Here is a 13383-nt window from a genome sequence, read left to right on the forward strand (position 1 = left end):
GACCGGCCGCGCCGTGACGCGGCCGGAATGTCGGGAGTGCGGATGAGCGGGTGGGCGACGTGACCAGGATCGCGGCGGCCGGCGGGGCCGAACCGAAGCGCTCGGCGCTCGAACGATTGGCGGACCGCATCCTCCTCCTCGAAGGCTGGCGGCGCGCGCTCGTCGCCTTTCTGGCCGGCGCCCTGGCGGTGCTCGGCCTCGCGCCCTTCAACCTGCCGCTCGTCGGCTTCGTGTCCTTTCCCCTTCTGGTCTGGCTGCTCGACGGGGCGGCGGGCGACCCGCATCGCGGCGCGCTCGGACGGCTCGGCCCCGCCTTCTTCACCGGCTGGTTCTTCGGCTTCGGCTACTTCGTCGCCGGCCTCTGGTGGCTGGCCGCGGCGGTGCTCGTCGGGGGCGACGCGTTCCTTTGGGCGATCCCCTTCGCCGTCTTCGGCCTGCCGGCGCTGCTCGCGATCTACTTCGGCCTCGCGGCCATTCTCGCGCGCCTGCTTTGGAGCGATGGTCCGCTGCGCATCTTCGCGCTCGCCTTCGCTTTCGCGCTCGCCGAGTTCGGCCGCGCCCGCCTTCTCACCGGCTTCCCCTGGAACGAGATCGGCGCGATGGCCGCTCCGGTGCCGCTCGCCATGCAGAGCCTCGCCTTCGTCGGGGTCCACGGGCTGACGCTCGGCGCCCTCGTGGTCTTCGCGGCGCCCGCGGTTCTCGCCGACCGGCGCGGCCGCTGGCCGGTGCTGTGCCTCGCCGCCCTCCTCCTCGCCGCCCATCTCGGCACCGGCGCCTGGCGCCTTTCCGGGGCCAGCGAGGACGACGTGCCGGGCCTGACGCTGCGCGTCGTCCAACCCAACATCCAGCAGTCGATGAAGTGGGACGAGGCGGCGGCCGAGGCGAACTTCCAGCGCCTCCTCGACCTCACCCGCGCGCCAGCCCCCGAGATCGGGCGCATGCTCGTCGTCTGGCCGGAAACCGCCTTTCCCTTCCTTCTCACCGAACGTCCCGACGCGGTGGAAAAGCTCGCCGAAACGCTGCAGCCCGGCCAGACGCTCGTCGCCGGAGCCGTGCGGATCGAGGACCTGCCGAACAACGACTACCTCGCCTACAACTCCGTCTACGTCATCGACGAGACGGGCGAGATCCGCGACGCGCGCGACAAGCTGCACCTCGTGCCCTTCGGCGAATACCTGCCCTTTCAGGAGCTCCTCGAGTCCTGGGGGGTCAACCAGCTCACCAACATGCCGGGCGGCTTCAGCGCCGGCGCCGCCCGCCGGCCGGTGCCGATCGACGGTGCGCCGTCCTTTCTGCCGCTCATCTGCTACGAGATCATCTTTCCCGAAGAGATCGCGGCGGGCGAGGGCGCGGACCGCGCGGGCTTCATCGTCAACGTGACCAACGACGCCTGGTACGGCAACACGCCCGGCCCCTATCAGCACCTGCGCCAGTCGGAAATGACGGCCGTCGCGCTCGGCCTGCCGCTCGTGCGCAGCGCCAACACCGGCATCTCCGTCGTGACCGACGCCGTCGGTCGTTTGAGGGACGGCCTCGCACTCGGCTCGACGGGCACGATCGACACTCCCCTTCCGGTTGCAGCACCGGAAACGGTCTATGCGCGCTGGCGCGACCTGCCCTTCCTCGCCGGCCTCGCCCTCGCAGCCCTTGCTGCGCTGGGGGGACGCCTGCGGGAGCGGCCGCGCAGACATTGACATTCCCACGGCACGAGAGAAAACTTATGACGCGAATGTTATGCCGGCTCGACAATCCGGAGTCGGTTGCGGGATCGAAAATGTGCGCACAAGACTAGCCGGCAAACAAGGGACCGGGCGCGCCGTGTTTTGGCCCTTGTCGTTAGGGCTCCGTCGATGCAGTTGAACAAGAAGAAACCCAATCCGGTCGACAGCCACGTCGGATCAAGGGTCAGGCTTCGGCGCACGATGCTCGGCATGAGTCAGGAGAAGCTCGGCGAGAGCCTCGGCATCACGTTCCAGCAGGTGCAGAAATACGAGAAGGGATCGAATCGCATCGGCGCGAGTCGGCTGCAGAAGATCTCCGAAGTCCTGAGCGTTCCCGTCGCCTTCTTCTTCGAGGAGCTTCCCTCCGGCGAAGCGCAGATCGACGGCTTCGCCGACGGGGGGCAGGCCGACTACGTCGTCGACTTCCTGTCGACGGCCGAGGGCCTGCAGCTCAACCGCGCCTTCGTGCGGATCGGCGATGCCAAGGTCCGGCGTCGAATCATCGACCTCGTGCGCACCCTCGCCGACAGCGCGCCCGGTGCGGACGACGCGCATTAGCCTGCGTGGCCTCGTTGCTTCGTGAGGCTTGAAAACGTTCGCCCGCGCCTGTCCGGACGGCTGATCGGCCGCTTCTCGCTTGCTTTTGATCTCCGGGCCGGCCAAATGCGGTGCCCGCCTCGGCTCCGCGCCACCCTTGTTTCCCGCGATAGCCCGATCGGTGGGCGGACGGTTCTCCCGCCCGCGCCGGCACTTCGCCCGCGCATCGGCGGCGACTTCCGTCCTGACCGCAACGACGCAGAGGGCACGGAACCCTTCATGGCACGCAGCGAATACCTGTTCACGAGCGAGAGCGTTTCCGAAGGGCACCCGGACAAGGTCTGCGATCGCATCTCGGACGAGATCGTCGACCTCGTCTACAAGGAGGCCAAGAAGGCCGGCATCGATCCCTGGACCGTCCGCATCGCCTGCGAGACGCTGGCCACCACCAACCGCGTGGTGATCGCCGGCGAAGTCCGCCTGCCCCCGACGCTGATGAAGCCGGGCAAGAACGGCGAGCCGGTCATCAACCCGTCCAAGTTCAAGTCGGTGGCCCGCAAGGCCATCCGCGACATCGGCTACGAGCAGGGCGGCTTCAACTGGAAGACCGCCAAGATCGACGTGCTCCTCCATTCGCAGTCGGCCGACATCGCGCAAGGGGTCGACCGGGCGGCGGACGCCGACAATTCGGAAGGCGCGGGCGACCAGGGCATCATGTTCGGCTATGCCTGCCGCGAAACGCCCGAATTGATGCCGGCGCCGATCTTCTACGCCCACAAGATCCTGGAACTCCTCTCGGCCGCCCGAAAGAAGGGCGAGGGCGAAGCCGGCAAGCTCGGGCCCGACGCCAAGAGCCAGGTGACGGTGCGCTACAAGGACGGCAAGCCCGCCGAGGTGACGCAGATCGTCCTGTCCACCCAGCACCTCGACGAGAGCTGGGACTCGGCCAAGGTCCGCTCCGTGGTGGAGCCCTATATCCGCGAAGCGCTCGGCGACCTGCCGGTGGCCGACGACGCCAAGTGGTACATCAACCCGACCGGCAAGTTCGTGATCGGCGGCCCGGACGGCGACGCCGGCCTGACCGGGCGCAAGATCATCGTCGACACCTACGGCGGCGCGGCCCCGCACGGCGGCGGCGCCTTCTCCGGCAAGGACACGACCAAGGTCGACCGCTCCGCGGCCTATGCCGCGCGTTACCTCGCCAAGAACGTCGTGGCCGCCAAGCTCGCCGACCGGTGCACGATCCAGATCGCCTACGCGATCGGCGTCGCCCAGCCGCTGGCGATCTACGTCGACCTTCACGAGACCGGCAACAAGGTGACCGAGGACGAGGTCGAGGACGCGATCCGCAAGGTCATGGACCTGTCGCCGTCGGGCATCCGGCGTCATCTCGACCTCAACAAGCCGATCTACGCCCGCACGTCCGCCTACGGCCATTTCGGCCGCAAGGCGGGCCGGGACGGCTCCTTCTCCTGGGAGAAGACCGACCTCGCGCCCAAGCTGAAGGCGGCCCTCGCCTCCTGAGGACCGAAGACCCGTGACGAACGAGGACGAGACGGCGGCGGGCGCGCCCCGCCGCTTCCGCCAGCGCGAAGGCTTCTTCGGCCGCACGCGCGGCAAGACGCTGACCGAGCGGCAGGCCCGGCTGGTGGACGAGCTCCTGCCGCGCCTGGCCGTCGACGTATCGCGGCCCGCGCCCCCTGACCTCGCCGCGCTCTTCGACGCGCCCGTTTCGGGCGTGCGCGTCGAGATCGGCTTTGGCGGCGGCGAGCACCTGCGCTCCATGGCCGACCGCTTCCCCGGCACCGGCTTCATCGGCATCGAGCCCTTCCGTAACGGCATGGCGAAGATGCTCGTCGCGCTGGAGGAAGAGCCGCGTCCGAACGTGCGGCTCTCGGAAGAGGACGCCCTCGTCGTCCTCGACTGGCTGCCGGAGGGATCGATCGCCGGGCTCGACCTCCTCTACCCCGATCCCTGGCGCAAGAAGCGCCATTGGAAGCGCCGCTTCGTGTCCCCGGCCAATCTCGACCGGATCGCGCGCGCGCTTCGGCCGGGGGCGCTGTTCCGCTTCGCGTCCGACATCGACACCTACGTCAACTGGACATTGCGCCACTGCGCGGCGCACCCCGCCTTCGAATGGACCGCGCGGCGCGCGAGCGACTGGCACACCCCCTACGAGGGCTGGCCGGGCACGCGCTACGAGGAGAAGGCGATCCGCGAGGGCCGGCGCCCGGCCTATCTCGCCTTCCGGCGGCTCTGACGACCCTTCCCCGAGCCGTCGCCCTGCGGCCGCGGCCCGATGCCATGCGTCGGCGCCCCCCTTCCGCCCGGCCGGGTCGATGACATCCGCCCGCTCACCCTCGGGTTGCAGCCAACATTTGACCGGCTATAATGCGCGTTCCTTAGGCGGCCATAGAATCTGCTCAAAAGAGCGGCGGCGCCGTGGAGATCGGTCGGGGCATGGCGTCGGGGCGTGAGGGGACGATGATGAATTTCAGGATGCGCGCGGCGCTCGCCGCGCTGGCATGTTCGGTCTGCGGTCCCACCTGGGGACAGGACACCGGGTTCGGCGACTTCGCGATGGAAACGCTGCGTCCCCTCACCATCGACTTCCCGGGGCGCACGAGCGGGTCGGCGGCCTTCGCGGGCGCGTCCGACCTGATGGAGCAGCGCTTCACGCTCGGGGGCCTCGCCGTCACGCGAGAGGACTTCACGACGCGCGCCAACCGGCCTTCGCAGAACGTCATCGGCACGATCGCGGGCGCCTCGCAGGATCTCATCCTCGTCGGCGCCCATTTCGACGCGGCGACGGCGCGGCTCCAGGGGGTCGACGACAACGGGTCGGGCGCTGCGGTTCTCACCGAGCTGGCGGCGCATCTCTCGGGGCTGGACCTGGAGACCGGCCTCGTCTTCAACGCCTTCGGCGCCGAGGAGACCGGGCTCGAAGGGTCGAACTTCTACCGTCGGCAGCTGCAGGCGAGCGGGGAGATCGCCAATCTCAAGGGCATGATCAACATCGACAGCCTGGTCACCGGCGACTTCATGTATGCCCATGCCGGCACCAACTATCTCGCCGACCCCGCGCTGAAGTCCTACTGGACGCGGGTCCATGCGATTGCGAACGAGCTCGGCATCGACCTGCGCAGCAATCCCGGCCTCAACCCGGACTATCCGATCGACACCGGCTGCTGCAGCGACGGCGCCTCCTTCGAGAGCCTCGACATTCCGGTCCTGTGGCTGGAATCCACCAACTGGGACATCGGCGACCTCGACGGCTACACGCAGACCACCAATCCTCTGATTCCCGGCGGCGCGACTTGGCACGACCCGGTGGAGGACAACTGGGCCTTCCTGGAAGCCGCGTTCGGCAACGAGCGTATTCCGGACCGGCTGGAGGCCTATTCGCGGCTCCTGACCTATCTGCTCGTGCGGCTGAGCGGTGCCGATCTCGCGGCTTCCGCCCGCTCGGGCGCCACGATCTCGCTGGGCATGGCGGACCAGCTCATGCGGCAGAACGAGGCCTTCCAGGCGGCGGTCGACCGCGCGGCGCTGCGCCTCCTGGCGGTGCGGCCGGCGGTGGGCGAGGTGGGCGGCAGCGCCTTCGTGGAGGGGCTGTGGCGGCCCAAGGGCGCGTTCGACGCGGATGCGGTGCCGGGCGAGGAGGAGCTCGGCGGCCGCATCGCGCTGCGCGGCGATTACCAGTATTCCGCCCTTCTCGGTCTCGGGGCCGATCTTCACGTGTCGCGCAGCCGCGACGATCTCGCCGAGGGCTCCGATCTCGACGCGACCACGGTCGCGCTCGGCCTCGACCTTCTCCTCAGCGACGGCACGCCGCCCTGGCTCGCCGCCTCCCTGTCGGGCGCCTACACCCGCTTCGACGGAACGCGCGACTTCCTGCTGCGCTCCGGTCTCGGCGCGACGCTCGTCGACGAGAGCTTCGACTTCGACACCGATGCGACGACGCTCGGCGCGCGCGTCGAGGGCGGTTACGATTTCTCGGTCGCCGGGATCGCCACGGGCCCCGTCGCGGGCCTGTCCTACGTCCATTACCGCATCGACGAGTTCCGCGAGGGCGGCGGGCGGCGGACCGCGCTAGACTACGACGCGCAGAGCTTCGATTCGCTGGAAGGCGAACTCGGCTGGCGCGTGCGCGGGCACTACGCCCTCTCCGATACGATCGTGCTGTCGCCCTACGGGCGGATCGGCTTCGTGCGCGACTTCGCCGACGGGCGGCCGGGAAGCGCGGGCTTCGTGGCGCTCGCAGACGGCTCGGCTCGCACCGTGAGCTTCGCCGCGCCGGATCGGTCTTTCGGGCGCGCGAGCTTCGGCGCGGAACTCGCTTTCGACGAGGCCGCCTCGACCTTCGTCGAGATCGGCACGCGCTTCGCCCACGACGACGGCGAGGCGACGTCGCTCTCCTTCGGCCTCGGCGTGACGTTCTGACCGTGGCCGCCCGGCCGGTCCGCGCGAAAGCGGGTTGATCCGGCCGGGCTTCTTCTGTATATCGGCTTCAAATTCTCTGCGATGAAGCGAGAGTGGGTCCCACCGGTCCCGCTCTTTTTTATTGCCGGCGCGGGTCCGAATCCCCCTGGCGCGTTTCGCAGGCGAAAGGAAATGCGCCCCCGCGGCGCCTGGGACTGGAAAGCCGGTTTGAGCGAAGCACGCATCGTCAAGGAACAGGGACTGGAGGCCAAGGTCGCCGCGATCGTGGAGCCCGCGATCGAGCAGGTGGGCTACCGCCTCGTCCGGGTGCGGCTGTCCAACATGAACGGCGCGACGCTGCAGATCATGGCCGAGCGGCCGGACGGGACCATGACCGTCGAGGATTGCGAGGCCGTCTCGCGGGCGATCTCTCCCATTCTGGATATGGATGATCCGATCGATCGGGCGTATCATCTCGAGGTCTCCTCGCCGGGCATCGACCGGCCGCTGGTGCGGATCGGGGACTTCCGCCTCTGGGCCGGACACCTGATGAAGCTCGAGACCAACCGGCTGCTCAACGAGCGCAAGCGCTTCCGCGGCAAGGTGGTCGAGGTGACGGACACCGAATTCGTGCTCGACCGCGACCAGGTCGCCTACGGCGAGGAGCGCAGCGTACGCATTCCCTTCGACGCCGTCGGCGAGGCGCGCCTCGTTCTGACCGACGACCTCATCGACGCCTCGCTCAAGGCCGACAAGGCGGCGCGCAAGGCGCGCGGCGAGGGCGAGAGCGAGAGCGAGCCGGGCGACGCGGACGACGCGCCCAGCGCGCGCAACTGAATAACGGAATTCATCGCGGCCCGGCCCGACACACGAACGAAGCGGCGCCGGCCGGGACCTCAGGAGACCATCCGATGGCAGTCAGTGCGAACAGGCTCGAGCTTCTGCAGATCGCGGACGCGGTCGCGCGCGAAAAGTCGATCGACCGCGAGATCGTGATCGAGGCGATGGCCGACGCCATCCAGAAGGCGGCCCGTTCGCGCTACGGCCAGGAAACCAACATCCGCGTCGACATCAACACGCGCACCGGCGAGATGAAGCTCCAGCGCCTGCTGGAGGTCGTCGAGCAGGTCGAGGACCCCAACACCCAGATCTACCTGGATCTAGCCCGCGACAAGAACCCGGACGCCGAGCCCGGCGACTTCATCGCCGAGCAGCTGCCGCCGATGGACTTCGGCCGCATCGCCGCCCAGTCGGCCAAGCAGGTCATCGTCCAGAAGGTGCGCGAGGCCGAGCGCGACAAGCAGTACGACGAGTTCAAGGACCGCGTCGGCGAGATCGTCAACGGCACGGTGAAGCGGGTCGAGTACGGCAACGTCATCGTCGACCTCGGCAAGGGCGAAGGCATCATCCGCCGCGACGAGCAGATCCCGCGCGAGCTGTTCCGCTACGGCGATCGGGTGCGCGCCTATATCTACGACGTGCGCCGCGAGCAGCGCGGACCGCAGATCTTCCTGTCGCGCACCCATCCGCAGTTCATGGCGAAGCTCTTCACCATGGAAGTGCCGGAAATCTACGACGGCATCATCACCGTGAAGGCGGTGGCCCGTGATCCGGGCTCGCGCGCCAAGATCGCCGTTGTCTCCAACGACTCCTCCGTGGATCCGGTCGGCGCCTGCGTCGGCATGCGCGGGAGCCGCGTCCAGGCGGTCGTCGCCGAGCTCCAGGGCGAGAAGATCGACATCATTCCCTGGTCGCCGGACGCCGCCTCGTTCCTCGTCAACGCCCTGCAGCCGGCGGAAGTCGCCAAGGTCGTGCTCGACGAGGACGCCGAGCGCATTGAAGTCGTGGTCCCCGATGACCAACTATCCCTTGCGATCGGCCGCCGCGGACAGAACGTACGCCTCGCCTCGCAGCTGACGGGCTGGGACATCGACATCCTCACCGAGCAGGAGGAGTCCGAGCGCCGCCAGAAGGAATTCAACGAGCGCTCCGCCCTGTTCATGGACGCGCTCAACGTCGACGAGATGGTCGGCCAGCTTCTCGCCTCGGAAGGCTTCCGCACGGTCGAGGAAGTCGCCTACGTCGACGCCGACGAGGTCGCCTCGATCGAGGGCTTCGACGAGGACACCGCCGCCGAGATCCAGGCGCGCGCCCGCGAGCATCTCGAGGCCCGCGAGGCCGAGTTCGACGCCAAGCGCAAGGAGCTCGGCGTCGAGGACACGCTGAAGGAGATCGACGGGCTGACGACGCCGATGCTCGTCGCGCTCGGCGAAGAGGGCATCAAGACGCTCGAGGACTTCGCGGGCTGCGCCGCCGACGACCTCGTCGGCTGGACCGAGCGCAAGGACGGCGAGGTCAAGCGCTTCCCCGGCGCGCTCGCCGCCTTCGAGGTCAGCCGCCAGGATGCGGAAGCCATGATCATGCAGGCGCGCCTCAAGGCCGGCTGGATCGAGGCCGAGGCCGAGCCCGCCGAGGACGAGATCGAGGACGAGGCGGAAACCGCCTGAGGAACGACCGAGGCGGGAAGAGCCTTTAAGGACGGAGACGCATGGCCGAGGCGGTGGATATCGAGCGGGACGAGGAGGCTGACGGGATCGTGAACGAGCGTCAGTGCATCGTCTCGCGCGCCCGCCTCGCCCCCGAGGCGATGATCCGCTTCGTGCGCGCGCCCGACGGACGCGTCGTGCCGGACCTGCGGCGGCGCCTGCCGGGACGCGGCGCCAACGTCGAGAACCGCCGCGCCGCCGTCGAGACGGCGGTCAAGCGCCGGCTCTTCGGCCGGGCCCTGAAGGCCGAGGTGCGCGCCGACGAGACGCTGGCCGACGAGGTCGACCGGCTGCTCGCCCAGAGCGCGCTGGGAAGCATGGGTCTCGCCCGCAAGGCGGGACAGGTCGTGTCGGGCGCGGCCAAGGTCGAGGCGGCCGTGCGCTCGGGCAAGGCGCTCGTTCTCGTCCAGGCGTCGGACGGCGCCCCGGACGGCCTGCGCAAGATGGACGGCGCCCGCCGCGCCGCCGCGAACGGGGATGCCGATGCGGCAATTCCCCGGTTTCGTTTGTTCGAGTCGGCCGAAATGAGTTTGGCCATCGGCGGGGTGAATGTGATACATGCGGCCATCCTTGCCGGAAGCGCGGGCTTGGCTTGCTTGAAGCGCTTGGAAGCGCTCGCGATTTACCGGGGCGACAGCCCGGACGATGTGGATGATGGGCGTGGGCCGACCCCCGCGCAGGAAACGGAAGCGTAAATGAGCGATACCAAGTCCGGCGACGACAAGACGCTGAGCGTGAATACGAAGAAGCCCCTGTCCTTGAAGCCGGGTGGCGTCCAGCAGTCGACTGTCCGGCAGAACTTCAGCCACGGTCGGACGAAGAACGTCGTGGTCGAGACCAAGAAGAGCCGCCTGCCGGCCAAGCCCGCGGCGCCCGTCGCGGCTGCGCCCGCTGTCGCGGCCGGTCTCAAGCCGCGCGCGCCCGGCGCGACGCCGGAGGCTGCCGCGGTGGCGGCCCCGGTGACGGCTGCCCCCGAGGCGCCGGTCGCGGCTCCGGCTGCCCCGTCGAGCCCGGCCCCGGCACCCGCCGCGGTGGCCCCGGAGGCGCCGACGGCGACCGCTGCCGCGCCAGCCGCGCAGGCACCGGCTCCCGCGCCGACGCCGGTCGAGGCGCCCGCGGCCGAGAGCGCCGCTCAGGCGCCCGTCGCTGCCGCCCCGGCGGTCGAGACTCCGGCTCCGGCTGCCCCCGCTGCACCGGCCGCGACCGCGCCGGCTCCCGAGGCTCCGGCGGCGCCCGTTGCCGCCGCTCCGTCGAGCCCGGCTGCGACTGCCGCACCGGACACCGCTTCGGCGCCCACCGCTGCCGAGTCGAGCGCGCCTGCCGCGACGGCGCCCGCCGCCGCGCAGGCATCGGCGACGTCTGCCGCTCCCGCTGCGACGCAGCGCCCGGCAGCGCCTTCGGCTCCGGCGCGTCCCGCCGCTTCGGCGCCCACCGGCGCGCCCGCCCGTCCCACCGGCAGTGCGCCCGCGCGCCCCGGCCAGGGCGCTCCGTCGGGCTACGGCCAGCGTCCGGGCCAGCCCTCTTCCAACAACCGTCCGGGCCAGCCCGGCGGCCCGAACCGCAATGCCGGTCCCGGCGGCCAGCGCCCGGGGCAGCCCAGCAACAACCGCCCCGGCGGCCGTGACGACCGTCGCCCGCAGAGCGGGGCGCCCGGCGCCCGCCAGCCGCGCGGCGCGGTGCTGTCCGATCTGTCCTCGAAGGAGATGGACGCGCGTCGTCGCGCCCTCGAACTGGCGCGCCAGCGCGAGGTCGAGGACCGTCGCCTGTTCCTCGAGGCGGAAGCCCGCCGCATCGCCGAGGACGAGCGCCGCCGCGCCGAGCGCGAGGAATCCGAGCGCCGTCAGGCCGAGGAGGCCGCGCGCCTGGAAGCCGAAGCCGCCGCCAAGAAGAAGGCCGAGGCCGATGCGGCGCGCAGAGCTGCCGCCAAGCCGACCACGGCCGGCTCGAAAGCCACGCCCGTCGTCGTCAATCCGGCCGACGCCGAGGCCGCGGCCGCTCGCACCGTGCGCGCCGACGCGCGCCGTCGCACGGCCGACGAGGATGATCGCGGGGCCGCGCGCGGTCCCGCCGGCGCTCGCCGCGGCGTCGCGGCCAAGGCTCCCGGCAGCGATCCCGCCAAGCCCGCGCGCCCCGGCCGCGAGGATGCGGGCCGCCGGTCCGGCAAGCTGACGCTCGACCGCGCCCTCGTCGGCGACGACGGCGCGCGCGGACGCTCGCTCTCCTCGATCCGGCGCCGGCAGGAGAAGTTCAAGCGCTCGCAGCAGAACCAGACACGCGAGAAGATTGCGCGCGAAGTGATCATTCCAGAGACCATCAGCATCCAGGAACTCGCCAACCGCATGTCGGAGCGGGCCGTGGACGTCATCAAGTTCCTGATGGCGCAGGGGCAGATGTTGAAGCCCGGCGACATCATCGACGCCGACCTCGCGGAACTCATCGCGGCCGAGTTCGGCCACACGGTCCGCCGCGTGGCTGAGTCGGACGTCGAAGAAGGCATCTTCAACGTCGCCGACAATCCGGAGCTCCTGCAGGCGCGTCCGCCGGTCGTCACCATCATGGGCCACGTCGACCACGGCAAGACCTCGCTCCTCGACGCGATCCGCAAGACCAGCGTCGTGTCGGGCGAAGCCGGCGGCATCACGCAGCACATCGGTGCCTACCAGGTCGACCACGACGGTCAGAAGATCTCGTTCATCGACACGCCCGGCCACGCCGCCTTCACGGCGATGCGCGCCCGCGGCGCCCAGGCGACCGACATCGCCATCCTGGTGGTGGCGGCGGACGATTCCGTCATGCCGCAGACGATCGAGTCGATCAGCCATGCCAAGGCGGCGGGCGTCCCGATCATCGTGGCGATCAACAAGGTCGACAAGCCGGCCGCCGATCCCCAGCGGGTCCGCACGCAGCTCCTCCAGCACGAGGTGTTCGTGGAGTCCATGGGCGGCGAGGTGCTCGACGTCGAGGTGTCCGCCAAGACCGGCGCCGGCCTCGACAAGCTCCTGGAGGCGATCATCCTCCAGGCCGAGCTGATGGACCTGCGCGCCGATCCGGCCCGCACCGCCGAGGGCGTCGTCATCGAGGCGCAGCTCGACAAGGGCCGCGGCGCGGTCGCGACCGTGCTCGTCCAGGCCGGCACGCTGAAGACCGGCGACATCATCGTCGCCGGCGACCAGTGGGGCCGCGTGCGCGCCCTCGTCGACGACAAGGGCAAGCAGCTCAAGGCCGCCCCGCCCTCGATGCCCGTCGAGGTGCTCGGCATGCAGGGCACGCCGCAGGCCGGCGACCGCTTCGCGGTGGTCGAGAACGAGGCCAAGGCGCGCGAGATCGCCGAGTACCGCCAGCGGCTCGCCCGCGAGAAGGCGGTGGCCAAGTCCGCCGGCCAGCGCGGCTCGCTCGAGCAGATGATGAGTCAGCTCACCGACGCGGGTCTCAAGACCTTCCCGCTCGTGATCAAGGGCGACGTGCAGGGTTCGGTCGAGGCCATCGCGACGGCGCTCGAGAAGCTCGGCACGGACGAGGTGCAGGCCCGGATCGTTCATTCCGGCGCCGGCGCGATCACCGAGTCGGACGTGTCGCTCGCCGCGGCCTCCAACGCCGCGATCATCGGCTTCAACGTCCGCGCCAACGCGCAGGCGCGTCAGGCCGCCGAGCGCGAAGGCATCGAGCTTCGCTACTACAACATCATCTACGACCTCGTGGATGACGTGAAGCAGGCGATGTCGGGCCTCCTGTCGCCGGAGCGCCGCGAAACCTTCCTCGGCAATGCCGAGATCCTGGAGGTCTTCCAGATCACCAAGATCGGCAAGGTCGCGGGTTGCCGCGTCACCGAAGGCAAGGTCGAGCGCGGTGCGGGCGTGCGCCTCATCCGCGACGGCGTCGTCATCCACGAAGGCACGCTCAAGACCCTCAAGCGCTTCAAGGACGAAGTCGCCGAGGTTCCCGGCGGCCAGGAGTGCGGCATGGCCTTCCAGAACTACGAGGACATCCGCCAAGGCGACGTCATCGAGTGCTTCCGCGTGGAGCACGTCGCCCGCACGCTCTGATCCACCACGGGGCGCGAACCGTCGCGCCCCAGCATCCTTTCGCGAAAGCCCGGTGGAAACGCCGGGCTTCTTGCATGCGTTTGTCCCCGAACGGCGAAGGCGTCCGATCCGCCT

General features: G+C 70.0%; 9 protein-coding genes. All 9 read left to right on the plus strand.

The window, feature by feature from the left end; all coding sequences use genetic code 11:
• Positions 1 to 59 precede the first annotated feature (59 nt).
• The 9 genes from lnt to infB all read left to right on the plus strand — a co-directional run bounded on the left by lnt (position 60) and on the right by infB (position 13269).
• Positions 60 to 1694, plus strand: a complete 1635-nt coding sequence (lnt, locus tag FZN60_RS09125; RefSeq protein WP_422570129.1) for an apolipoprotein N-acyltransferase — start codon at positions 60 to 62, stop codon at positions 1692 to 1694.
• 156 nt (positions 1695 to 1850) lie between these two features.
• Positions 1851 to 2279 carry a helix-turn-helix domain-containing protein gene (locus FZN60_RS09130; RefSeq protein ID WP_158873167.1) on the plus strand — a complete coding sequence of 143 codons (429 nt, stop codon included), beginning with the start codon at positions 1851 to 1853 and terminating at the stop codon, positions 2277 to 2279.
• Positions 2280 to 2537: 258 nt separating this feature from the next.
• Complete coding sequence (metK, locus tag FZN60_RS09135; protein WP_158873168.1) at positions 2538 to 3782, plus strand: methionine adenosyltransferase; 1245 nt, start codon at positions 2538 to 2540, stop codon at positions 3780 to 3782.
• 13 nt (positions 3783 to 3795) lie between these two features.
• A complete protein-coding gene (gene trmB / locus FZN60_RS09140; protein WP_158873169.1) occupies positions 3796 to 4518 on the plus strand; it encodes a tRNA (guanine(46)-N(7))-methyltransferase TrmB in 723 nt (240 codons plus the stop codon).
• A gap of 224 nt (positions 4519 to 4742) precedes the next feature.
• Positions 4743 to 6701, plus strand: coding sequence for an autotransporter domain-containing protein (locus FZN60_RS09145; RefSeq protein WP_199266524.1), 1959 nt, complete (start codon positions 4743 to 4745; stop codon positions 6699 to 6701).
• Positions 6702 to 6872: 171 nt separating this feature from the next.
• Complete coding sequence (gene rimP / locus FZN60_RS09150; protein WP_158873171.1) at positions 6873 to 7517, plus strand: ribosome maturation factor RimP; 645 nt, start codon at positions 6873 to 6875, stop codon at positions 7515 to 7517.
• A 74-nt stretch (positions 7518 to 7591) separates the two neighbouring features.
• Positions 7592 to 9187, plus strand: coding sequence for a transcription termination factor NusA (gene nusA / locus FZN60_RS09155; protein WP_158873172.1), 1596 nt, complete (start codon positions 7592 to 7594; stop codon positions 9185 to 9187).
• 41 nt (positions 9188 to 9228) lie between these two features.
• Positions 9229 to 9921: an RNA-binding protein gene (locus FZN60_RS09160; RefSeq protein ID WP_158873173.1), complete on the plus strand. Its 693-nt coding sequence runs from the start codon at positions 9229 to 9231 to the stop codon at positions 9919 to 9921.
• Positions 9922 to 13269 carry a translation initiation factor IF-2 gene (gene infB / locus FZN60_RS09165; protein ID WP_158873174.1) on the plus strand — a complete coding sequence of 1116 codons (3348 nt, stop codon included), beginning with the start codon at positions 9922 to 9924 and terminating at the stop codon, positions 13267 to 13269. It begins immediately after the preceding gene.
• Positions 13270 to 13383 lie beyond the last annotated feature (114 nt).

This window comes from Antarcticirhabdus aurantiaca, from assembly GCF_009765365.1.
Classification (GTDB): Bacteria; Pseudomonadota; Alphaproteobacteria; order Rhizobiales; family Rhizobiaceae; genus Antarcticirhabdus; species Antarcticirhabdus aurantiaca.